Origin of the sequence: Priestia aryabhattai (genome assembly GCF_023715685.1) — a bacterium.
Lineage (GTDB): Bacteria > Bacillota > Bacilli > Bacillales > Bacillaceae_H > Priestia > Priestia aryabhattai_B.
The window spans coordinates 219,724-241,320 of the sequence record NZ_JAMBOQ010000001.1 but is presented as its reverse complement, the minus strand read 5'-3'; the positions used below and the strand labels follow the sequence as shown (position 1 = coordinate 241,320).

The window sequence follows — 21,597 nt, the reverse complement described above, 5'->3', positions numbered from 1 at the left end:
TTGACTATATGTAGATATATGGCGGGCTGGATAACAAGTATTGAAAAATGCTGAGTCGTTAACCCATCATAAAGAAATTTGTACAACTATGCACAAATTTCTTTATGATGGGTTTTTTTGTGGAGGAGTGGAGATAGTGGAGACAACTAAAAAAGCAGCAGGCTCTAAAACAGGCTAATAGCTTTTGAGTGTTTTACTAACATGAATAGAATCAATGTAAGGAAGTTAGATAAAAGGAAGGGATACAAAGGTGTTTAAACTATTTTTATGTAAAAAAAGGCAGTATCTAATTACGACATATCAATTTATTTTAAATGTCTCGCTGATTGTTCTTGGGTTTATACTCGTTTATTTCTTATTGAGAGAGCTTTTTTATATTATGAATGATGCCTTAGCAGGAAATAATAACGTTCATAAAATCCTCGGAAAAGTATTGGTTTTCTTTTTATATTTTGCTTTTGTTTCGATGATTATGACTTATTTTAAGGAAAGCTGCCATTTCCCGTTAAGTTATCTTTTATATATTGGAATTACCGCTACAATACGATTTATTATTGTGAATAATAATTATCAAATTGGAAGTTTATTTTTATCGTTAGGAATTATCGCTTTAACTATTAGTTATTTAATGTTAACGAAAAAAAGATTAGAAGATAATGAAAGGAGAATTTGAACATGAGTAGAAATAGGGAGCATGAATTTAGTAATTTGGTGCGCGAAATCCGTAAAGAGCAGGTTGGAAACGGACCGAGGGAAATCACTACTCGTTTTATAGATACATGGGCTGTTAGCGAAATGAAAGGTAATCTTACGAATGTAGAAAAGTTTATGATAACTTCTCCTGAAGGCAAACGGATGGTTCATGAGGCACGTACGGAACTAGTAAAAAAAATTTATGATTGTTCAGATATACGAGATAAGTTTGAAAAACTTGTCCATGCAAAAATTATAAGAGTTTTTTCAGACATTAACATTGAAGAAGATGTTGCGATGACTACTTTTGTTTTTGATAGAAAGTTAGAAGATTAACTAAAATAGTCTTTTTTGGAAGAAAGAGGAATTTAGTCGCGGCAAACAACAGAGATATAGCGTATGCTTGGTGTTGTGAAGAATAAGTGTAAAAAGCATCAAAGCCTTTGTTTCCTTAATGAAGGCTTTGATGCTTTTTTCATCTAGGCGCTTATCCGTTCTTCACGCCGCTCATCAGCAAAAACAAAGGAATGCGCATTCGACGCTCGTAAGTTTCGGCGCTGTCGAAGTGTTCTTTTTGAGGGCATGCTTCCTTTAAGTTTGTGACGGTAAATCCGCTTTGCTGCATCAAAGAAAAGTATTCTTCAAGCGTGCGATGATATTTTTGAACGTATCCGCCCATCCAGTGCTGCTGGCGGAATCCCATTAAGAAATAGTTGTCCACGGTCCAGTTTGTGCGGAGAGCGGAAGGCTGAAGAGTAGACGTAATGACTGGATGTTCAACGGAAAAAATAAATCTTCCTTCAGGTTTGAGCGCTTGATTCACTTTAATGAAAATGGGAGCTAAGTCTTCCATATAGTGAAGAGACAGTCTTGCGGTAACTAAATCGTATTCGGCACGTGGTGGAGTATATTGCTTCATCGATTCATGGATCACTCTTGCATTTGGGTAGTTTGAAAGCTGTTGATGAGCCGCGTTTATCATATTGATTGAGCCGTCTACTCCCGTATACGAGAAACACCCTTGTGCAAGAAGCTCCACGCCAAATCCAGCGTTTCCGCACCCTAAATCTAAAATGTTTGCATCTGTAACATCACCTAGAAGCTGTAGAATGGCCGGTTTTTCAATCGTATCGTTGGCATTTTCTTTCTGCTGCCGGCGTTTAGTATATGCTAAAAACGTCTCGTCATTATCGTAAAATTCAGCTCCGGTTGAACTCTTCAACTAAATCAGCCTCCTCTATGCAAAGTACCTTATTATACACATATATTCAAATTATTTACAATAATTTTGATGGATATGGAAATAGTGTTTTATTTTAGTATAATTGTAGTGTTAATGAATCGTTCTGTGTAACTAGAGAAGAAAAGAGGAGAAGTCATGAAACGTTCCACTATAAGCGTCAGTGTGGTTAGTATTCTGCTGTCGGTTAGTTTATTCATAAGCGGCTGTCAGCAAAATGAGGTATCTTCCCGCGACGAAAAAGAAAGCATCACTTCAAGTGTTCAACATCCTGAGCAAGAAGCAAGTGCTATTCACACATCAGATCAAAAAGATGATAAGGAAAAGAGCAATCATCAAAAGTCAAGCACTTCTTCAACAAGTACTACACCTCCTGCTAAAGATGAAAACAACGTATCCATCCCTACCAAACAAACGGCTAATGTATTAATCAAGTCGTATTTAAAAGGTTTAATAAAAGGAATCAACATCGGTGCTTTCAAAGAAGTAAACAGCTATCTGGTGAAAGGAAGTTCTCTTTATAGGGATCAGCAGTCTTTAATTAGTCATTTACATGGCAAAGGAATTCAAGAAAGATTAGTAGATTATGAAGTGGTTGATTTTAAAAAAGCAGGCTCTGCTTATCATATCCAAACCCATGAAGTGATTAGGATTGTTCAGCCTAATGGTTCAGAAACGATAAAAGAGTATGATTGGCTATATTCAGCGGTATGGTCGGGTGGTCAATTACGTTTAAAGGATATTTCTAAGGCAGAGAATACTGCTTCAATCAAAGCATCAGTACCATCGAAGCAAAGCAGCGGAAACTATGATGGAGAATGGTCAAGAGATATTCATCATCAAGAAGCAGGATTAACCATCACTAATTCAACAAGCGGCTCTTTTGATTTTACAATAGGTGCAGTATACGGTGCGAATGCAGGAGGAATAGAAGGAAAAGCAGAGGTGGAAGGAAATAAAGCTATTTATAAAGACACGGAAGAAGCTACGGAATGTGTACTAAACTTCACGTTAAGCCAAAAAGAAATCAAAATTGATGCTACTGCAGGCTGTTCCTATTACGGCGGGTTAAATGTTTCTTTTGACGGCACGTATAAAAAAGGAAAGATCACAGAACATACGAAGACATTATCAGAGCACGATATCCTTCCAAGCGAACATGATGAAAATGTGAAAAAACTTGTAGGAAATGACTATGAAGCGCTTGTTGATAACTTTCAAATCGTACATGAAGAAAAAGATTTAGATGGCTTAGGCGCGACAGCGCTATCAGGGGGAGTAACCGGTTTGTACACGCTTATGGAAGGAATCATTGAGTATGATAAGCAAGGCTATTATTACGTAGCGTTAATTGTTGACAGTGACAAAGTAAAATTCTACACGAATAATCCCACATATCGAGATCGTATCACACTCACAGTAAAAGAGTGGATGAGTCGCTTTAGCGATTATCCAGTAGAAACAATGTATAAAGAAATAAAAAGATAAGTCTAAAAGCTAAGAGTTGAGTATGGAAGTGTTACGTCTATGCGCAACTCTTAGCTTTTGCTTTGAAGTCGTAGGGAACCATTTGTTTCTGGCGCTGTTCTTATTTCAATAATTTTCCAATGATTGCGGCGTCTATTTGCTGAGATAATACGCTGCTAATCTCTTTTTCATTCTCCACTTTTTCTAAAATTAGCTGCTTATTACCCGTCTTTATTTTTAACATCGTACCTGAGTGGATAGAGAACTCATCTCGCAGCTTTTTAGGAATGGTAAGTCTAAAACGGTCATCAATTTTTCGAGATTGAGCCGTAAATGTTAAAGTCGTTTTCTTACCAAAACTCATTTCATATTTTTGAATCACAATGTTATTTTTTTGGTTAATAAAAAATTGAACCTCCGTGTTTGCATCCAATCCGACTGACGTTAAAAGTTCAGAAGTGAGCTGAATCTGCCGTCCAGTTAATGTTGCATAATAAGGAGGGGGCGCCGCAGGTTTTTGTGAAAGCGCTGTCGATTTTTCGTCTCTTTTTTTCATAACAATTTGCTGCTCTATCACGTATAGTTCTACATAATCAAAGGGCTTAAGTTCATAGTCATCTCGCAGGGATCTCGGAATGACTATTCTACCCATATGGTTAATTGTTCGAATGAAGATATGAGAAGGAACGGGGACATTTTCGTCATGGTGATCAATAATAATCCAATCATCACAGCTCCGTAAGAAAACTTTGTCGTTCGTCTCGAGTTTCGTTAGTTGCATAAACAAAGAAGGAAGGGATACTCTTCCCATTTCATCAATTATACACTCTTCTTTTTTTGTACGCATCTTGCTACTTAATCCTTTCTAAAAACATTTTAGATGGGGTATGTTACTTAAATTACACAGCATTTATTTCTTTGTCAAATGAAGCAAATGAGTATTTATTCATCGTAAAGATTGAGAAATACAGGAAGTTTAACTCTGTCCAGTAGATGTATAGCTGTCCCGTGTAAACGGTAATAATCTGAAGAAAGCAGCCAATCTATTAATTGAAAAAGCATAGAATAGAAGCATTTTTCTTTCTTTTGGTTTTATTGTAAGAAGAGAAGTAAGAAAAGGCTTAAAAAGGGCCAGTATCCCATTTCTAAAGAGTAAGTTTAGGTTTTTAATCAAAAAAATGTAGCCAAACTCAGTCTGAATGATGAATAGATTTATGCATATTAAGCTCAGAAAAAATTTTCAAACGGTGCTTTTTTACTTGTTTTGGAGATCAGTTATAGTTGAAGGATAAAGAAAAAAGCTCAAAGTAATGAGCTTTGAGCCAATTTTATCGTTTTTCAACCAGCAGTAAGATGAAGGTAGCAATCGGTCCTAAAGCAAGAGATAATAAGAACCAGTTCAGACCGGTCCGATTTTTACCTTGCGCTAATCCGGCATTAATTAGAGCCAGCGTTCCCCACCCTACAACGTATTGATTATCCATATGACACCCCGCTACTATTTGTTTCTTTATATGATCAACAAATTTTATATTAGCATAAATATCCATATTTTTGATTGGAATTCCTGAATTAGGGTGGAGAAACATTGAATTTCTTCATGAAGCAAAGTTTCCTGTTTTCCTCAACTTAGTGAAGGTAGTAGTGAATAAGAGAAGGGTGCACGTAGTACACGTGAACGATAAATTCTGTGAAATTTCTAAGTATGAAAGACATGAGCTCCTAGGTCAAGATCATCGTATTATTAATTCGAAACATCATTCAAGCTTGTTTTTTAAAGAGTTATGGAACACGATCAGCTCCGGTAAGGTATGGCACGGAGAGATAAAAAACAAAGCAAAAGACGGTTCGGATTACTGGGTAGATACAACCATTGTTCCTTTTTTAGACGAACGAGGCAAACCGTATCAGTACGTATCGATTCGTAATGATATTACAAAGCGAAAAGCATATGAAGAAAAAATTAAGCAAATGGCTTATTATGATCCTTTAACCAATGTGCCTAATCGCTACTGGTTAAATAAGTAGTTGAAAAAGCTGCTTTTAGATGAAGAATCTCCTGAACTGCTGGCGATTTTATTTTTAGATTTAGACCGTTTTAAATCAATAAATGATACGCTTAGCCATCATCACGGAGATGTGCTGCTGAGGCGCGTAGCAGGAAAGTTAAGAAAATGTATTCCTTCCTCTGATTTTATCTCACGGAACGGGGGCGATGAGTTCATTTTAGTGCTGCATTCTCTAAAGACTGTTGAGGAAATCGAGGAAATGACCGAGCAGATTGTAAAAGAAATGTCGCTGCCTTTTTATATAGACGGAGATAAAGTGTTAACCTCTACAAGCGTTGGCATCGGCTTGTTTTCAAAGGAATGTCAGTAGCATATTATTCCAAAAGACGCAGATGAACTAATCGACTGGCTGATCAAGCAAGCAGATATTGCGATGTATGTGGCAAAACGAAATGGACGAAATACATATGAAATGAGTTCGTCTTCATCAAATGAACGAATGATTAAAACGATCATCATGGAGAATGTGTTAAAGTATGCGTTAGAAAGAAATGAGTTTCAGCTCGTTTATCAGTCGTTAATTGATTTAAAAACGTCTGATGTCATAGGGGCAGAAGCGCTCATCCGCTGAAAGAGCGCAAAATTTGGTACCGTCTATCCAAATGAATTTTTGCCCATTTTAGAAGAAGTAGGTCTGATTGTTCTGGTTGGAAAATGGGTGTTAGAAGAAGCCTGTAAGCAAATGAAAATATGGACAGAAATGAATTCAAAAGCGAGTAAAATATGGGTGAACGTGTCACCGATTCAGCTGAAGTCTTCACGATTTGTAACGGATATTGAACAAATTTTGAAAGAAACGGGCCTCGAGCCGCACTTTCTTGAACTTGAAATCACTGAAAGCGTTATTCAAAACAGTCAAGAATCGAAAAAAGTATTAAACCGCTTGCGGAGTCTAGGGATAAAAGTAGCGATGGATGATTTCGGAACGTGCTACTCTTCCCTTAGCTATCTTAAACACTTGCCGATTAATACGTTAAAAATTGATAAATCATTTATTGACGACTTAGACGAAGTCGGAAAAGTATTAGTGGAAACGATTATTCAAATGGGAAAAAAACTTAACTTTGACTTAACCGCAGAAGGAATCGAAAATGAAGAACAGCTGCAGTTTGTGACGGAACAAGGCTGTCATATCGGTCAAGGCTATATATTTGATAAGCCGCTTTCTCCTGAGAAAATGGGCCGTTTGTTGAATTGAAGGAGAATCAGGTGTACGGAAAGAAGCTCTTTAATAGAGCTTTTTTTATGGTTTTTAATACGATACAAGGAGTGATAAAGTCGTGAAAGAGTATGTCGGAATCTGTACGGTATGTCAAAAAGAAGTGTACTGCTTAGAGGGATTTTTGAACGGCGTGGTTGTCGAAGGAAAGCTTGTGTGCTTTGCATGTGAAGAAAAAGAGAAGTGCGACTTTCATAAAAACAAAAACTAGCTATCTTGGGTAGCTAGTTTTTTTGTTTCTTCACCTACAGTCCGCTCACATAAAGAGAAGAGATTGTATGTGAGATGTTTTCGACTGTTTCCTAATGTTCATTTCGTACGATTTCCCAAAGGTACATTTTATGGGTATTTATAAAGCTGTTTCCGCTGCGCGCTTTCGTTTCTTTTTTAACGTAAATGTTAAAGGAATCGTCAGGATTACAATAACCGTTGTAAAAAAGAACGCGTCATTCATGCCAAGGCTCATTGCTTGTTCATGAAGCATCGTATCTTTGCTATTTATGTGCTGAAGCTCCTTTGTATGAACAAAAGTACGAGAAGCAAGAATGGCGCTGAATATGCCTATTGAAAAAGAGCCGATTACTTGTCGCGTCCAGTTATTGATAGACGAGGCGTGTCCAGAGTATTCTTTTGGAATGACGCTCATTCCGGCATTATTAACAGGCATGTGGGAAAAAGCGGTCCCGACATAGCGAATGCCCATCCATAAAGAGAGATATATAAATGAAGACTGCGGCGTTAACGATTTAAATTTCCACGTGGCAATTCCAATTAAGACAATTCCGATAAAGCTAAGCCACATGGGTCCTACTTTTCCATAAATTTTCCCGATAAGTAATGTAAAAAGAATCATGGCTAACGAGCCGGGAAGCAAGATCAATCCCGTATGTAAAGCAGAAGCGTGCTGAACGCTTTGAGAAAAGACGGGAATCAAAAACGTGCTGGAATATAAGCTGATACCAATAACACAGTTTAAAATGACGCTGTAGGTGTACCGTGTATATTTAAAAACACGCAAATTTAACAGAGGATCTGATGTCCGAAGCTCCCAAAAGATAAAAAGAGATAAACTGATAAGACCTAATAAAAGAAGAAATATTGTTTTTCCATCGAGCCATCCCCAGCTGTTACCTAAGCTAAATGCGACAAGAAGAGAGGCGCTGCTGACGATAACCGTGACAAATCCAACCGCGTCAAATGACTTCACTTGGCTTAAGCGATAGTAAGGAACAAAGCGAGCAGCGATGATAATGGCGATAATCCCGATTGGAAGATTCATTAAAAACAGCGATTTCCAGCCGGAATATTCGGTCATCAAGCCTCCTAAAGTAGGGCCAAATGCAGGAGCAAACATCGCAGATACGCTCCAAAGACTAATCGCAAACGTTTGTTTTTCTTTTTCAATTACCTGATAAATAATCGTCATAGTAGTAGGCATGACAATTCCGCTGCAAATTCCCTGTAAAATTCGAAAGGTAATAAGCGACTCAATATTCCATGCGGCTGCGCATAAGCCAGAAAACAAAGTAAAGCCAATGAGTGTATATACGTATAGTTTTTTATAGCTTAGTTTGTCTCCTAAATAGCCGACGATAGGCGCGATTATTCCAGTTGCTAGCATAAAGCCAGTCACTGCCCACTGTGCAGAGCTTAAATTTGTTTCAAAGTGACTCATTAAAACGGGCAGAGCAACATTGATGGTAGAAGTGCTTAAAATAGCTAAAAAATTCCCAAAGAAGACTGCTAAAATGATGGGCCAAAAAGGTGCTTGTTTTGTACTGTACACATTCATATGTTCTTAACTCCTATACATTGTGATAAAGTTCGTCTTTATAAACAAGTATACTTATAATATTACGTTGACGTAAAGGTTAGAATATATGCAAGTGAAGAACATAACATGACAAAATAAAGAGAAAAAGCTGTCTTATCAGTCACTTCATGGGACTTCAAAGACAGCCATTCTCTTTACTGCGCATTCACTTTTTCAGCTTGCCAGTAATACTCGCTGAACACATCTGAAAAAGCTTTGACGGTATTTGTTAGTTCTTCCATATTGTTATCAACGCCTCCTACTTCAATCAAAATGGAACGGTCGGATAAGTCTTGATTATACAAGCCGTTATTGCCGCTTGTTTTCTTTTTGCTTAATACTCCGCGGCTAAGACCTGGATATTTTTTCTCAAGCTTTTCATGAATCGCTTTGGCCATTTTAACATTTTCATCAAATTTCGGGTTTGCTTCACCTAATACAATCATCATTTTAGCGTACGATTTGCCGTTGATAGTAGCCGTTGTTTTTTCTTGTCGCAGTGAATCACGATGAATATCAATTAAATAATCGACGTCTTTGTTTTGCTGAAGCGCTGTTTCCACCACACTTCGAGACATCGTATAGGCTCGTCCTGTACCCCAGCCTTTTTCATTCAGTTTTTGAGTCATGTTGGTTGTATCTACTTCTGAGCCAATTCCATCTGCTTTTAATTCCATACCTAGCATTTGACCAATGAGCGTGATGTTGGTTTTGTTATCAACGGCTTTATCTTCGTTCGCTTCACCTTGCATCCCGAGTAAAGGAAAATAAGATTCCCAGCTGTGCGTGTGGTAGATGTATACGACTTTTTTGTCTCCTGTGCTTTGCTTGGCCTGTGTTTGAGACTGTTTTTTACTTTCTTCGTACGTTTTGCTTTCAGCAGGATCTAAATCACGCTCTCCGGAAATGCTTTCGAGCGGAGGAGCCGATTCATGGGGAATGGTTGTATAATCGGTTCCTTCACCGGCTAGTAGAATATGAGAATCAAAAATAGAAAAGCCGGGCAGTTCTGATCCAAATAAGCTTCGTGCATCCGCCACGCGAATGTTAGTCGCAAGCTGCAAGGCGACAGAAGAGAGAGGAGGCGGAGAGAAGTCTTCTTCAAATGCATGAGAGAAATGATGGTTTTCTATATGCATGAAGTAGAACAAGCTTTGGGCTTTATAATTTGATAGCGCTTGATAGACAACGTTTGAGCGCAGCGTATGCTGAAGAGTTGAATACGTGACGGTAAAAATAGCGGCAGACGTTAACAGAACAAATAGTACAGCTATAATTAACGATTTATAAGAAAGAATCCCAAAAAGCTTTTTCGGCTTTTCAGTGAACTTGTTTTTCATAGAATGAACCTCCTCTAATGAAATTTTAAAATCAGTGGATGAGAACTCTAAGAGGAGAATGTTATGTATCTACTATTTACTCTATTAAAAAGAAAAAGAAATATGATAGAAACCATGATATTTAACACAACATAAAAAAGTTTGTATTGGGGAATACTGTGAAAAAACGGTGCGTATTGGAGCTGGTTAGATGAACGATTCATGGATCTATCATCATTTTATTAATACACTTTTATTTCCTTTAGCACTGTTTGGAGTGGCATTTTGTGTACTTGGGCTATTGCTGTACATGCTGTGGAAAGAAAAGCAGAAAGAAGGACCAAAAAAACAAGAGCTCTTAAATAAGAGCTCTTGTTTTGTCGGACATTCAGCTAGAAAAAGGGAGATTCACTTTTTCTGAAAACTCCATTCGGTTGCCAAAAGGATCATCGACGTAAATTCTTTCAGCACCGGGGAGATTTTTATCTTCTATAAAAGAAATATCAAGATTAGTCAGATGCTGTTTTAACGCAGTGATGTTTTTAACATAAAATCCCGGGTGCGCTTATTTTGCGGGTGAAAAGGTATGTTCAACACCAATATGCAGTTGATAAGAACCAAATTCAAACCACACACCGCCGCGTTTTTTTAGACTTTCCGGCTTTTCGATTTCTGTTAAGCCAAGAACGGTTCCAAAAAAGTGTCTTGCTTCGCTCTCTGAATTTGGTGGTGCAGCTAGCTGAATATGATCAATGTGCGTTAGTGTAAAAGTCATAAACATTCCCCCTTGAATAGTAGACTACATATCAAGCTTACCTGATGTATCCGTGTAAATAAATGACAAAAAAATAATCGTTTTCATAAGAAAAACTTATAAAAGAAGCAGTATTATATATCCATATAAAGCCAAATTAGGTATATTTTATTTTGTTACTATTTATTAGAATTGGAGATTAACATGGAATATCACTATACGTTAACAAAAGATGATTAAGTTGCTTTTAACAGCAATCCCAGTTGTATAAAACATCCCTAAAGTTACGGTTGCGAAGATCTTCTTCTTTAATGAAGAAGTTTGCCACTCCCGCATCGCCAAACATAATATCCGCTTCGTCGTCCATGGCGAATTGAAGAAGGAGAACATTGTATGCTCGCAGCGCTTCATCGTAGTCTCGAGGATCGATTTGAGGGAAAAAAGCGTATCCGCCCATTTTATGATACTCGCCAGTAAGCTCATTCCAGTAGATTTCTTCAGTTTCTTCATCTTCGAATAAATCTGATTCTATATCATTATATCGATAGTCAGTAGGGGAAACGGGTTCGCTTTTTATTTCAAACTGTAAGCCTACTTCTTGAGGAATAGGGAACATATCTCGGTCAATGTCCTCTAGATACGTAAAATCTGTTATGAGCTTTTTTTCGTCAGTTGTTACGCTCTCATAAAAAACGACGCGAAAGTCTTTTTGAGACGTAGGATGGTCAAAATCGAGATCATACACATCACCGGTGTTATCGTTATCAGCTCCGCAAATAAAAAATTGAAGCATGCCTTGAGACGGCATATTTTCATAGGAAGGAACGTCAGAAAAATTGATTTGTGCCCTCAGCAGCATTGGCTTGCCCTCGGAGTCGAGAGGATGATTTGCTTCTAAAGGAAGGTAGGGATTGCCGCCAAACTTGCTTTCATATAATTTTGGACTGTTCATGACTGTATTGATGTGGATGTAAGGCTTACATGTTTTTTCGATTTCTTTTCGGTAAGATTCTAGCTCAGGAAGCAGTGCTAATTTTGATATAGGATTCATATGTACTCTCCTTTTTATTTATAGTAAAAAGAACATTTGTTCGTATTTTTGTTTTAGCGTAATACATACTGAAAGGGAAGAGAAATAGAATAAAAAATCCCTTTGCAGAAGCATCTACAAAGGGTACAAAGAAATGATAGCGTTTTCATTATGGAACTTACTAAATGACTGCTTATTTAGAAAAGAATCCTTTTAAAGCAAATGCTACGTTTTGCGGTCTTTCTGCTAAGCGGCGCATAAAGTAGCCAAACCAGTCGTTGCCAAATGGAACGTATACGCGCATTGTATAGCCTTCTTTTGCAAGGCTAAGCTGCATATCTGTTCGGAATCCGTACAGCATTTGAAATTCAAACTGCGTGCGCGGGATGTTGTTTTTGTGAGCAAACTCTTTTACTTTTGCAATAATATTGTGATCATGAGATGCAATAGCCGTGTATGTTCCGCTGAGCAGATGTTCTTCGATAATTCGCATATAGTTCTCATCAATTTGTGCTTTATCTTGAAATGCCACGGTTGGTGATTCTTGATACGCGCCTTTTACCAATCGAAGAGGAATTCCTTTTAGCTCTTTTACGTCTTGTTCAGCGCGGAACAGGTAAGCTTGAATAACCGTTCCAACATTATCAAACGTCTCGCGAAGCTCTCGTAAAATATCTAGCGTCATTTGACAGTGGGCATAGTCTTCCATGTCAATTCGAACAAAGTTATCGTATTTTTTTGCTGTTTCAAGAATGCGGCGCATGTTCTCAACGCAAAAACTGCGGTCGATATCCAAACCAAGCTGCGTCATTTTTACAGATAAGTTGCATGTTACACCGGCTTGCCCCATAGCTTCCAGCGTTCTGACGTTATATTGAGTCGCTTCGATGGCTTCTTCTCTGCTTGAAACAAATTCCCCTAAATGATCAAGCGTACAAACAAGTCCTTTTTCATTCAGTTCCCGTACTTTTTTGATCGCATGTTCAATCGTGTCGCCAGCTACCACTTGAGCTGCACCAAAGCGAAGACCCCATTTTTTCGCCGCTTTGTTTAGCGCTTTATTTTGGGAAGCGTGAAGAAACACATTTTTAGATACTTCTGCTAACATAAATATCTCCCCCTATAGAAAAAAATCCCTTGTTGTTTTAAGATAGAGCAGCCTAGGGCTGCTCTACTGAGTATTAAAGCGTAGTGCTTGTTGTTTTTGCTTGCAGGTGCAGAATCAAGTAATCAGGACCGCCAGCTTTTGAATCTGTTCCTGACATATTAAATCCGCCAAACGGCTGGTACCCAACGATGGCACCTGTACAACCGCGGTTGAAGTAAAGGTTTCCGACGTGGAACTCTTCTTTTGCACGCTCGATGTGTTCAGGCGTATTTGAAAGAAGGGCACCTGTTAAGCCGTAGTCTGTATTGTTTGCAATTTCCATCATGTGATCGAAGTCGCGTGCTTTGCAGAATGCTACGACTGGGCCGAAGATTTCTTCTTGCATTAAACGTGCTTTTTCATCTACATCTGCAATGATCGTAGGCTGAATGAAATAGCCTTTTGAATCATCTGCTTCTCCGCCCGTCATTAAACGGCCTTCTTCTTTACCGATTTCAATGTACTTTGTAATTTTGTTAAAAGAAGCCTGATCAATAACAGGTCCCATATAGGTATTCACATCTTCAGGGCTGCCCATTGTTAATGTTTTTGTCAGTGCAACTGCTTTTTCAAGAACGATGTCATATACGTCTTGGTGAACAACCGCACGAGAGCCTGCTGAACACTTTTGTCCAGAGAAGCCAAACGCTGAATACACAATAGAAGAAGCAGCTAAATCTAAATCGGCATCTCTATCCACAACCACTGTGTCTTTACCGCCCATTTCAGCAATGACGCGTTTTAACCAGATTTGACCAGGCTGTACTTTTGCTGCGCGTTCATAGATGCGGCAGCCTACTTCACGAGAACCTGTAAATGAAACGAAGCGTGTTTTTGGATGATCTACTAAATAGTCGCCAATTTCGCTTCCGCTTCCCGGTACGTAGTTTAACACGCCGTCTGGAAGGCCAGCTTCTTTCATTACTTCTACAAATTTCGCTGCGATAACCGGTGTGTTGTTTGCTGGTTTCAATAGAACTGTATTGCCTGCTACAATCGCTGCTGCAGCTGTTCCAGCCATGATCGCTAACGGGAAGTTAAACGGTGAAATAATAACGCCGACACCAAGCGGAATGTAATTAAACTTATTTTCTTCACCTTCGCGGCTTTCAACAGGCGCGCCGTCTTTTAGCTGCACCATTTGGCGAGCGTAGTATTCAAGGAAGTCGATTGCTTCTGCTGTATCAGCATCTGCTTCTTTCCATGGTTTTCCTGCTTCTTTTACAAGGTAAGCGGAAAATTCATGCTTGCGGCGGCGAATAATGTCCGCTGCGCGGAAAAGAATATCTGCTCGAGCTTCCGGCGCTTCTTTTTTCCACGTATTAAATGTAGAAAGTGCCGCTTGCATTGCTTTTTCAGCCAGGTCTTGATCTGCTTTTGACACGCGGCCGATAACTTCTGCTTTATTTGCTGGGTTAATTGACTGAATTTGATCTTCTGTTGTAATTAATTCCCCGCCAATTACAAGAGGATAGTCCTTTCCAAGCTCTGATTGTACAAGTTCTAATGCAGATTCAAACGCATCTTTGTTTTCTGCAACCGTAAAGTCAGTGAAAGGTTCGTGTTTGTATTTTTTGATTTCGTTGATATTCATTGTGTTCATTTTCATTTCCCCTTTTTTAGAAAATTTGCAACATAGTTAATATTCCAACACCCTATACCTGTATTATAATCACCTAATCATCATTTTGTACATAGTTTTTTAACAAAAATGTTCAATATTTTTTAAAAATAAACACTTTTGTTTAAATAACCAATTGTTCCTTCGTTTTTATAGTGATTTTGAACAAAAAGCAAAAGAAGGGACATAGGAAAGTATATGAAAAGATGTTTTGAAGTGAAGAATTACGGTAGAGGAAAGAGTTTATCGTGAGTAAATTAAAATGATCTTCTTTTCAAAAAAACAATAGACAAAGTTGTTCAAGATAAATTATCATATAATTCGAAAAGTAATTTTTGTCGAATGAAGCTGGCTCTTGAGTCAAGTGAAGGCTTCATTTGAATGTGCAGATAGAGGGAGGGTAGGAAAACAGCAGTTATTTGTCCACATTTTTGTAAGGGCTTACATATTTAACGCGCGATGCGAAGAACGTGTAATTCTGTAAATGACGGTTCCTATAAGGAGGATTTTAACATGAGTCATCAACCGCCTGAGTTAAAAAAAGAATTAAAAATTCGACACATAACTATGATTTCTTTAGGAGGAATCATTGGTGCTGGTTTGTTCATTGGAAGCGGATCGCTCATTAACGCAGCAGGTCCAGGTTCCATCTTTTCATACGCGTTTGCCGGTTTACTGGTGATTTTAGTTATGCGAATGCTGGGAGAAATGTCTACAGCTAATCCTTCGAGCGGCTCGTTCGCCACATACGCCAGAGAAGCGCTTGGGCCGTGGGCCGGCTACACAATCGGCTGGCTATACTGGTTTTTCTGGGTCATTGTTATTGCAGTTGAAGCGATTGCCGGTTCAACTATTATTCAATATTGGTTTCCGTCTTTACCATCTTGGGGTGTGAGTCTGATCCTAACATTTTTATTAACTTTAACGAACTTATACTCTGTTAAATCGTTTGGTGAATTTGAATATTGGTTTTCACTCATTAAAGTGGTTAGTTTAGTGCTGTTTTTACTTTTAGGAGGAGCGATTATCCTCGGTTTAATACCGGGAGTAGAGTCTCCAGGAGCGTCGAACCTTCTTCATAGAGGCGGATTTCTTCCAAACGGAATCAGCTCTGTCTTTTTAGGAGTGGCGATTGTAATGTTTTCTTTTATGGGAACAGAAATTGTCGCAACAGCGGCTGGAGAATCAGCTCAGCCTGAACGAGCGATCACCATCGCAACAAATACCGTTATTTATCGTATTTTATTTTTTTATCTTGGGTCAATTTTAATCTTGGTAACTATTCTTCCATGGGATTCTTCAAGCTTGATGAAAAGTCCGTTCGTTTCGATTTTAGAGCTAGTAAACGTCCCTGCAGCGGCTCAAATTATGAACTTTATCGTACTGACTGCCGTTTTGTCTTGCTTAAATTCAGGTCTATACACGAGTTCTCGTATGCTGTACTCAATGGCGCAAAAAGGAGACGCGCCGCGCATGTTTTTGAAAGTGAATAAAAAAGGCATTCCGTTTAATGCCATTGTAGGGTGTACCGTGATTTCTTACATCAGCGTTGGCTTTAACTATCTTTCACCTGATAAAATCTTTTTATTTTTAGTAAACGCATCGGGAGGCGTAGCGCTTCTTGTGTACCTTGTTATTGCTTTTTCGCAGCTTCGCATGAGAAAAAAATACGAAAAAGAAAAGCCGGAAGCCTTAAAAATCAGAATGTGGCTATTTCCTTATTTAACGTATGGAACGATCGCGGCGATCACAAGTATCTTTATTGCGATGGCATTTATTGATTCACTTCGCACTCAGTTTTATCTCACGCTGCTGATTGCAGTATTTGTAGTGTGTTCGTACTTCTTTATGAAAAAGAAAAAAGATAATAGTTCCCTATCAGGACAGGGGAATAAAAGAATTTCTTAATAGAAGAGAAAACCATCAGTAGTGGCTAGGAGGAAGTGAATTGGCAAACAAAGAGTTAAAAAGAGGGCTTGAATCTCGTCATATTCAAATGATTGCCCTTGGAGGAACAATTGGCGTAGGGTTATTCATGGGTTCAGCGAGCACGATTAAATGGACGGGGCCATCCGTCCTGCTTGCGTATGCCATTTGCGGCGTTTTTATTTTCTTTATTATGCGTGCAATGGGTGAGATGCTTTACTTAGAGCCAAGTACGGGTTCATTTGCGACATTTGGCCATAAATATATTCATCCGTTAGCTGGCTACATCACGGCTTGGAGCAACTGGTTTCAATGGGTGATTGTCGGCATGGCAGAAATTATTGCCGTCGGAGCTTACGTGCAGTACTGGTTCCCGCATTTGCCGGCGTGGGTTCCGGGAATTGTTGCGATGATCATTCTCGGTGCGGCAAATTTAATTTCGGTGAAATCCTTCGGAGAGTTTGAATTTTGGTTTGCGATGATTAAAATCGTGACGATTGTTCTCATGATTATTGCTGGTCTTGGCCTTATTTTCTTCGGTCTTGGAAACGGCGGAGAAGCGCTTGGACTGTCGAATTTGTGGGCAAACCGCGGTTTCTTTACAGGCGGATGGTCAGGCTTTTTCTTTGCTCTGTCGCTTGTTATTGCTGCATATCAAGGAGTAGAGCTTATTGGAATTACAGCAGGAGAAGCAAAAGACCCTAAAAAAACGTTAACAAGTGCAATTCAAAGCTTGATTTGGCGTATTTTAATTTTTTATATCGGCGCCATCTTTGTGATTGTAACGGTGTATCCGTGGAACGAGCTGGATTCGCTCGGCAGTCCGTTTGTTTCTACATTTGCTAAAGTAGGAATTACAGCAGCTGCAGGAATTATTAACTTTGTTGTCATCACAGCGGCAATGTCTGGGTGCAACAGCGGAATTTTCAGCGCAGGACGTATGCTTTATACGTTAGGTGTGAATGGACAGGCTCCAGCGTTTTTTACAAAGGTTTCTCGAAACGGAGTGCCTATTTATAGTACCGTTGCGGTGATGATCGGCTTAGCAGCGGGCGTTATCTTAAATTATATTGCACCGCCAAACGTTTTTGTGTACGTGTACAGTGCGAGCGTGCTTCCAGGTATGATTCCGTGGTTTGTGATTCTTATCAGTCAAATGCGTTTTCGAAAAGCAAAAGGAGCGGCGATGGATCAACATCCATTTAAAATGCCTTTTGCCCCTATGACAAACTATGTAACGATTGCTTTTTTACTTATGGTGCTTGTAGGTATGTGGTTTAACGACGAAACGCGCATATCGCTGATTGTCGGCATTATCTTTTTAGCGATTGTCGTGCTGAGTTACTATGTACTTGGTATCGGTAAGCGCACGGAAGTTGCATCTTCTGAGAGTCATAAGCTAGTTAAATAAAAGGAGCTGAAAGAACCCTTAGAGGGTTCTTTTGTTTTTAGAGAACTTGTATAAACTAGAAACAAAGCACCCTGCATATCTGTGCACGGAATGTCGGACAGTGATATTTGTATCCTGCTATTCTTAACATAAGGGAGGTCAAGTAAATGGATATGCTTAAAGGATTAAACGAAGCGTTACGTTATATTGAAAAAAATCTCGCTCAAAACATTGACTTTAAAGAAGCAGCAAAGCGTGCGTATTGTTCAGAGTATCATTTCAAACGAATGTTTTCATTTCTAGCAGGTGTACCGCTCTCGGAGTATATTCGTCGCAGACGTTTAACTTTAGCAGCTTTTGATCTTAAAAATGATGAGAAAAAAGTCATCGATATCGCTGTCAAATATGGATATAGCTCACCGGATTCTTTCACAAGAGCATTTCAGAAATTGCATGGTCTAACTCCTTCAGAGGCTAGAGAAGAGGGCCATTCACTTAAAGCGTATCCAGCGATGACCTTTCAGTTATCTGTTAAAGGAGGAAGCGAAATGAACTATAGAATTGAAAAAAAAGAAGCATTTCGTATTGTGGGAATCATGGAGAGAGTACCAATCATTTTTCATGGCGTGAACCCGAGGATTCGTGCTATGTGGGAGAGCTTAGATCATGATACCATTCACAGACTTAAAAAAATTTCAAATGTTGAACCATCCGGGTTGATTAGTGCGTCCATTCATTTTTCTGAAGGGAGAATGGATGAAAAAGGCGAGCTTGATCATTATATTGGTGCAGCAACGACGAATAAATGTCCAGAGGGTTTCAAAAAACTTGAAGTGCCAGCTTTAACGTGGGCAGTATTCGAAGCAGTTGGGCCGTTTCCAGATACGCTTCAAAACGTGTGGGGACGAATTTATGCAGAGTGGTTTCCATCCTCTAACTATGAACAAGTAGAAGGGCCAGAAATCCTATGGAACGAAAGCAAGGATACCACAGTACCAGTTTTTAAAAGTGAGATATGGGTTCCAGTTATCAAAAAATAAAGATGATACAGAGTTGAAGAAAGTGCATCAGCGCATTTTATCACTCTTTGTTTTTGCCGCTTGGACCATCTTTTTCATTAATATAGGATGACTTTGGGCATAAACCGTGTTCACACTCAAACTAAGTACAGCTATTAAAAGCTAGATGTCTCGTACATTCACCTTAGTTTTGTTGTTTTTTTCTCTCTATTGCTAACGTGCATCATCATGAGGATAAAGAAAAAGTAAAAAAACAGAGTCAAAACGGCGTGTTCAGGCATAAGATAATCCAACTCAAGCGAAATGCAAACAGCATTTTCCTTGAGGAAAGAGTAACTAAAGAAAAGGAAGTGTTCGTATGTCTGGAAACGCTGGATATGGTCATGGATCTGGTTTTGCTTTATTAGTTGTATTATTTATTTTATTAGTGATTATCGGCTGCAGCTGCTACGGCGGAGGCTTTGGCTGGTAATTCACTCATTTAAAAAGCCCTATAAGAGGGCTTTTTTCAATGCTTATAAATAACGCTTTTTCCCGTTTTGATAAATGTTTACATGAAAGCCGTTTATTTCACTCATAGAGATTTTAGCAGGAAAGTCTGCCACTTTGACAGATGAAGTGATTTCGACAGTTTGATACGCCTTTGGTTCCAACGTAACAGTATGAGGTCTAGGCTTATTCATCATAAGTAAAAAAGGAGTATCTTCTTTAAAATAGGAGCGCTCATCCAGTGCTGCTTCAAACGTAATGGGTTTTGAGCTGTGATTTTCAAATGAAAGGTCACAGGAGCCTGTTAATACGGTTTCTTTTTTATTCATTTCAAATGTACAAATGCTGTTTTCAGCGTCGTAAGAAATGGCATACATTCCTGGTAACACGGTCTTTTGTACGGCTTCAACCATATGACCAGGACCCGATATAGCAATAAACGCAGCTAAAATCGTTAGTTTTAAACGATGACAATTTAAACTTTTGTAAAGTGCAAAAAGACCAATTAAAAGTATAATTCCCCACGCATTGCTAGCGTATTGAATTCCCGTCATTGTTTCTTCATCTCCATAGATGGGAAGGCCTAAAAAGGAAAAGACAGAATGACTGAGCGGCGTTGAGTTAGGGAAAGGGATGTTTAAAATAAAAACAGCTAGTAAAAAGATGAGTCCTTTTGTAAAAAGTGATCGTTCACGAATCATGTGGTTCCTCCTTAGCTATAAATCACGTATCATTATATACTATTATTATCTTATTTTGTAATTAATGGTTATTTTATTGTGTGAGGAGGAAAGTGAATGAAAACTTTTTTATTAGTTAGGCATTGTGAAGCAGAAGGACAAGAAGCAAAAGCATCACTGACAGGACAAGGCATACAGCAAGCACGGCAGTTAATGGATTATTTGAACGAGCTAAGCTATCCCGTTGATAAAATTATTTCAAGTTCGTACAAACGAGCCGTACAAACGATTGAACCTTATGCAAAAGAAACCGGTCTGCCTCTCCATATAGATGCAAGGCTAGAAGAAAGACGTTTAAGCGGACAGTCTCTTTCAAACTGGATGGAAGTATTAAAGAGAACGTTTGATGATATAGACTTTAAGGTAGAAGGAGGGGAATCGACGAAAGAAGCCACAGCCCGCGCCTTGGAGCTGCTTGAAGAAGTAATGAATGAAAAAGAGGAAACGATTCTGTTTGTTACCCACGGCAATTTGATGACGTTAATCCTGAGGTATTTTGATCCGAAGTTTGGATTTGATGAATGGTCTCGTTTAACGAACCCCGATGTGTATCAAATCGATCTTGAAAAGAAGAAAGGTTCCATTACAAGGCTCTGGAATGAGAAGAAAACAAATTGATTAAATAAAAGTTTTTTTGTGAAGATGATACATATTGCTGAATGAAAAAGCCTTATGCCGCATCACGATTCAGAAATGTTGTTAGCCTCAAAGCTGTCCCAGAGGCTTTTAGCAGATACATAATTAGTGTAAAGCCTGTCTTAGAACAGAAACTTGCTATTTCTAAATTGATATGTTACACTAAGGTTAATTATTTTTGTTCGGTATGAAATTGAAAGAAGAGAAATATTCTTCAATAGAAATTTTTATCTGGAAATAGTACGATTGAGCAAGGGTAGTAATATATGCGTGGAGTAATTCCACCACTGGAGGAAATAGTATGACTGAAGGTACAGTAAAATGGTTTAATGCAGAAAAAGGTTTCGGTTTCATCGAAATTGAAGGCGGAGAAGATGTATTCGTACATTTCAGCGCAATTCAAGGCGACGGATTCAAATCTTTAGACGAAGGTCAAAAAGTGACTTTCGACATCGAGCAAGGTCAACGCGGTGCACAAGCTGCTAACGTTGTGAAAGCATAATTTTATGCAATCCAAAAAAGACTCCGACTTTGGACGGGGTCTTTTTTTATTGTAGCAAACACGCAGGTAACGGAGGAATACTTATGAGTAAAGCAAAAGGTAAAGGCGGCACGGAGCGAGGCACCGGTAAAAAAGGATGGAACCGCTGGCAGGCGAGTGCAAAAAAGAAGAAAAATGCAAAGCCTTATAAAAGCAAAGGAACAAAAAATGCTGATAAGCCGGAAGGCAACTAATCCTATATGCGCAGCATCATCTGCAACTTCGACTTACTCTGCTTGAGTAAGTTTATTTTATATGGAAGTATTTTTTATTGCTTTTTTTCCGGATTGCTGTCACTATATGAAATAATAAAATGATTTGTGTGAATTTTCTATAAAAATTGATTTTTTTTGCAAACACTTTCATATTTCGACAACCTTTTTGATTTTTATCGGTTATACTCTTTTATAATAGATTATAGAAAGATGCAGGGGAGCATAAAGTGAGAGAGGAAAGCGACAGTTTACTCTGTACGCTTTTTGCG

Annotated in this window: 24 protein-coding genes and 2 pseudogenes; 16 read left to right on the top strand and 10 right to left on the bottom strand. The window is 38.6% G+C overall.

Annotated features, from left to right (window positions below; translation table 11 throughout):
• The first annotated feature begins 250 nt into the window (after window positions 1-250).
• Window positions 251-673, top strand: a complete 423-nt coding sequence (locus M3225_RS01250) for a phosphate-starvation-inducible protein PsiE (protein WP_251390521.1) — start codon at window positions 251-253, stop codon at window positions 671-673.
• Window positions 674-675: 2 nt separating this feature from the next.
• Window positions 676-1,029 carry a DUF2294 domain-containing protein gene (locus M3225_RS01245; RefSeq protein ID WP_214987352.1) on the top strand — a complete coding sequence of 118 codons (354 nt, stop codon included), beginning with the start codon at window positions 676-678 and terminating at the stop codon, window positions 1,027-1,029.
• A 151-nt stretch (window positions 1,030-1,180) separates the two neighbouring features.
• On the opposite strand, the gene M3225_RS01240 is transcribed toward M3225_RS01245, so the two are convergent.
• Window positions 1,181-1,915 (bottom strand): class I SAM-dependent DNA methyltransferase, encoded by a 735-nt coding sequence (locus M3225_RS01240; protein WP_251390519.1) that lies wholly within the window; start codon window positions 1,913-1,915, stop codon window positions 1,181-1,183.
• A 156-nt stretch (window positions 1,916-2,071) separates the two neighbouring features.
• Here M3225_RS01240 and M3225_RS01235 point away from each other — a divergent pair, with 156 nt between their 5' ends.
• Complete coding sequence (locus tag M3225_RS01235) at window positions 2,072-3,421, top strand: TcaA NTF2-like domain-containing protein (protein ID WP_251390517.1); 1,350 nt, start codon at window positions 2,072-2,074, stop codon at window positions 3,419-3,421.
• A 100-nt stretch (window positions 3,422-3,521) separates the two neighbouring features.
• Here M3225_RS01235 and M3225_RS01230 read toward each other — a convergent pair whose 3' ends face one another.
• Both M3225_RS01230 and M3225_RS01225 read right to left on the bottom strand, forming a co-directional pair.
• Window positions 3,522-4,247, bottom strand: coding sequence for an AbrB/MazE/SpoVT family DNA-binding domain-containing protein (locus M3225_RS01230; protein ID WP_251390516.1), 726 nt, complete (start codon window positions 4,245-4,247; stop codon window positions 3,522-3,524).
• Window positions 4,248-4,728: 481 nt separating this feature from the next.
• A complete protein-coding gene (locus M3225_RS01225; protein WP_214987348.1) occupies window positions 4,729-4,884 on the bottom strand; it encodes a hypothetical protein in 156 nt (51 codons plus the stop codon).
• A 148-nt stretch (window positions 4,885-5,032) separates the two neighbouring features.
• Between M3225_RS01225 and M3225_RS01220 the strand changes: the two genes are divergently transcribed.
• The 5 genes and pseudogenes from M3225_RS01220 to M3225_RS01200 all read left to right on the top strand — a co-directional run bounded on the left by M3225_RS01220 (window position 5,033) and on the right by M3225_RS01200 (window position 6,899).
• Window positions 5,033-5,428, top strand: a complete 396-nt coding sequence (locus M3225_RS01220) for a PAS domain-containing protein (protein ID WP_308215724.1) — start codon at window positions 5,033-5,035, stop codon at window positions 5,426-5,428.
• On the top strand, window positions 5,429-5,779 hold the full coding sequence (locus M3225_RS01215) for a diguanylate cyclase domain-containing protein (RefSeq protein WP_251390511.1): 351 nt from the start codon (window positions 5,429-5,431) through the stop codon (window positions 5,777-5,779). It abuts the gene before it with no gap.
• A gap of 63 nt (window positions 5,780-5,842) precedes the next feature.
• Window positions 5,843-6,040, top strand: a complete 198-nt coding sequence (locus M3225_RS01210) for a hypothetical protein (protein WP_251390509.1) — start codon at window positions 5,843-5,845, stop codon at window positions 6,038-6,040.
• Window positions 6,041-6,067: 27 nt separating this feature from the next.
• Window positions 6,068-6,667, top strand: a pseudogene (locus M3225_RS01205) (EAL domain-containing protein); the annotation flags it as partial.
• Between the two features lie 82 nt (window positions 6,668-6,749).
• The gene (locus tag M3225_RS01200; RefSeq protein WP_251390505.1) at window positions 6,750-6,899 is read left to right on the top strand and encodes a hypothetical protein; all 150 of its coding nucleotides are present in this window, start codon (window positions 6,750-6,752) and stop codon (window positions 6,897-6,899) included.
• A 138-nt stretch (window positions 6,900-7,037) separates the two neighbouring features.
• Here M3225_RS01200 and M3225_RS01195 read toward each other — a convergent pair whose 3' ends face one another.
• Window positions 7,038-8,480 (bottom strand): MDR family MFS transporter, encoded by a 1,443-nt coding sequence (locus M3225_RS01195; RefSeq protein WP_251390504.1) that lies wholly within the window; start codon window positions 8,478-8,480, stop codon window positions 7,038-7,040.
• Between the two features lie 176 nt (window positions 8,481-8,656).
• Window positions 8,657-9,841: a stage II sporulation protein P gene (gene spoIIP / locus M3225_RS01190; RefSeq protein WP_251390502.1), complete on the bottom strand. Its 1,185-nt coding sequence runs from the start codon at window positions 9,839-9,841 to the stop codon at window positions 8,657-8,659.
• Between the two features lie 190 nt (window positions 9,842-10,031).
• Between spoIIP and M3225_RS01185 the strand changes: the two genes are divergently transcribed.
• The gene (locus M3225_RS01185) at window positions 10,032-10,241 is read left to right on the top strand and encodes a hypothetical protein (protein WP_251390500.1); all 210 of its coding nucleotides are present in this window, start codon (window positions 10,032-10,034) and stop codon (window positions 10,239-10,241) included.
• Here M3225_RS01185 and M3225_RS01180 read toward each other — a convergent pair.
• The 4 genes and pseudogenes from M3225_RS01180 to pruA form a co-directional block, all read right to left on the bottom strand.
• Window positions 10,209-10,595 (bottom strand): annotated as a pseudogene (locus M3225_RS01180) (VOC family protein). The gene M3225_RS01185 and the pseudogene M3225_RS01180 overlap by 33 nt on opposite strands.
• A 226-nt stretch (window positions 10,596-10,821) precedes the next feature.
• Complete coding sequence (locus M3225_RS01175; protein ID WP_251390498.1) at window positions 10,822-11,625, bottom strand: YwqG family protein; 804 nt, start codon at window positions 11,623-11,625, stop codon at window positions 10,822-10,824.
• 172 nt (window positions 11,626-11,797) lie between these two features.
• On the bottom strand, window positions 11,798-12,712 hold the full coding sequence (locus M3225_RS01170; protein ID WP_025750035.1) for a proline dehydrogenase family protein: 915 nt from the start codon (window positions 12,710-12,712) through the stop codon (window positions 11,798-11,800).
• Window positions 12,713-12,785: 73 nt separating this feature from the next.
• A complete protein-coding gene (gene pruA / locus M3225_RS01165) occupies window positions 12,786-14,354 on the bottom strand; it encodes an L-glutamate gamma-semialdehyde dehydrogenase (protein ID WP_251390496.1) in 1,569 nt (522 codons plus the stop codon).
• A gap of 531 nt (window positions 14,355-14,885) precedes the next feature.
• Here pruA and M3225_RS01160 point away from each other — a divergent pair.
• From M3225_RS01160 to M3225_RS01145, 4 genes are all read left to right on the top strand, one after another.
• Window positions 14,886-16,280, top strand: coding sequence for an amino acid permease (locus M3225_RS01160; protein ID WP_214987341.1), 1,395 nt, complete (start codon window positions 14,886-14,888; stop codon window positions 16,278-16,280).
• A gap of 40 nt (window positions 16,281-16,320) precedes the next feature.
• Window positions 16,321-17,709 carry an amino acid permease gene (locus M3225_RS01155; RefSeq protein WP_251390494.1) on the top strand — a complete coding sequence of 463 codons (1,389 nt, stop codon included), beginning with the start codon at window positions 16,321-16,323 and terminating at the stop codon, window positions 17,707-17,709.
• 146 nt (window positions 17,710-17,855) lie between these two features.
• Entirely contained in the window at window positions 17,856-18,728 is an 873-nt protein-coding gene (locus M3225_RS01150; protein WP_251390491.1) for an AraC family transcriptional regulator, read from the top strand.
• 337 nt (window positions 18,729-19,065) lie between these two features.
• Window positions 19,066-19,179 (top strand): YjcZ family sporulation protein, encoded by a 114-nt coding sequence (locus M3225_RS01145; protein WP_013058504.1) that lies wholly within the window; start codon window positions 19,066-19,068, stop codon window positions 19,177-19,179.
• A gap of 43 nt (window positions 19,180-19,222) precedes the next feature.
• Here the strand turns inward: M3225_RS01145 and M3225_RS01140 are convergent, their stop codons facing one another.
• Complete coding sequence (locus tag M3225_RS01140; RefSeq protein WP_251390488.1) at window positions 19,223-19,897, bottom strand: hypothetical protein; 675 nt, start codon at window positions 19,895-19,897, stop codon at window positions 19,223-19,225.
• Between the two features lie 96 nt (window positions 19,898-19,993).
• Between M3225_RS01140 and M3225_RS01135 the strand changes: the two genes are divergently transcribed.
• The 3 genes from M3225_RS01135 (at window position 19,994) to M3225_RS01125 (ending at window position 21,307) form a co-directional block, all read left to right on the top strand.
• On the top strand, window positions 19,994-20,554 hold the full coding sequence (locus tag M3225_RS01135) for a histidine phosphatase family protein (RefSeq protein ID WP_251390486.1): 561 nt from the start codon (window positions 19,994-19,996) through the stop codon (window positions 20,552-20,554).
• Window positions 20,555-20,873: 319 nt separating this feature from the next.
• Window positions 20,874-21,074 carry a cold-shock protein gene (locus M3225_RS01130; protein WP_013058502.1) on the top strand — a complete coding sequence of 67 codons (201 nt, stop codon included), beginning with the start codon at window positions 20,874-20,876 and terminating at the stop codon, window positions 21,072-21,074.
• Window positions 21,075-21,151: 77 nt separating this feature from the next.
• A complete protein-coding gene (locus tag M3225_RS01125) occupies window positions 21,152-21,307 on the top strand; it encodes a DUF3934 domain-containing protein (protein ID WP_251391834.1) in 156 nt (51 codons plus the stop codon).
• The last annotated feature ends 290 nt before the right edge of the window (window positions 21,308-21,597 follow it).

Excerpts from the sequence above, each read along its gene's own strand:
- pruA (WP_251390496.1), bottom strand. The coding sequence starts at position 14,354 with ATGAACACAATGAATATCAACGAAATCAAAAAATACAAACACGAACCT.
- M3225_RS01235 (WP_251390517.1), top strand. The coding sequence starts at position 2,072 with ATGAAACGTTCCACTATAAGCGTCAGTGTGGTTAGTATTCTGCTGTCG.
- spoIIP (WP_251390502.1), bottom strand. The coding sequence starts at position 9,841 with ATGAAAAACAAGTTCACTGAAAAGCCGAAAAAGCTTTTTGGGATTCTT.
- M3225_RS01135 (WP_251390486.1), top strand. The coding sequence starts at position 19,994 with ATGAAAACTTTTTTATTAGTTAGGCATTGTGAAGCAGAAGGACAAGAA.
- M3225_RS01145 (WP_013058504.1), top strand. The coding sequence starts at position 19,066 with ATGTCTGGAAACGCTGGATATGGTCATGGATCTGGTTTTGCTTTATTA.
- M3225_RS01170 (WP_025750035.1), bottom strand. The coding sequence starts at position 12,712 with ATGTTAGCAGAAGTATCTAAAAATGTGTTTCTTCACGCTTCCCAAAAT.
- M3225_RS01230 (WP_251390516.1), bottom strand. The coding sequence starts at position 4,247 with ATGCGTACAAAAAAAGAAGAGTGTATAATTGATGAAATGGGAAGAGTA.
- M3225_RS01150 (WP_251390491.1), top strand. The coding sequence starts at position 17,856 with ATGGATATGCTTAAAGGATTAAACGAAGCGTTACGTTATATTGAAAAA.
- M3225_RS01160 (WP_214987341.1), top strand. The coding sequence starts at position 14,886 with ATGAGTCATCAACCGCCTGAGTTAAAAAAAGAATTAAAAATTCGACAC.
- M3225_RS01225 (WP_214987348.1), bottom strand. The coding sequence starts at position 4,884 with ATGGATAATCAATACGTTGTAGGGTGGGGAACGCTGGCTCTAATTAAT.
- M3225_RS01185 (WP_251390500.1), top strand. The coding sequence starts at position 10,032 with ATGAACGATTCATGGATCTATCATCATTTTATTAATACACTTTTATTT.
- M3225_RS01195 (WP_251390504.1), bottom strand. The coding sequence starts at position 8,480 with ATGAATGTGTACAGTACAAAACAAGCACCTTTTTGGCCCATCATTTTA.
- M3225_RS01210 (WP_251390509.1), top strand. The coding sequence starts at position 5,843 with ATGTATGTGGCAAAACGAAATGGACGAAATACATATGAAATGAGTTCG.
- M3225_RS01175 (WP_251390498.1), bottom strand. The coding sequence starts at position 11,625 with ATGAATCCTATATCAAAATTAGCACTGCTTCCTGAGCTAGAATCTTAC.
- M3225_RS01140 (WP_251390488.1), bottom strand. The coding sequence starts at position 19,897 with ATGATTCGTGAACGATCACTTTTTACAAAAGGACTCATCTTTTTACTA.
- M3225_RS01130 (WP_013058502.1), top strand. The coding sequence starts at position 20,874 with ATGACTGAAGGTACAGTAAAATGGTTTAATGCAGAAAAAGGTTTCGGT.
- M3225_RS01245 (WP_214987352.1), top strand. The coding sequence starts at position 676 with ATGAGTAGAAATAGGGAGCATGAATTTAGTAATTTGGTGCGCGAAATC.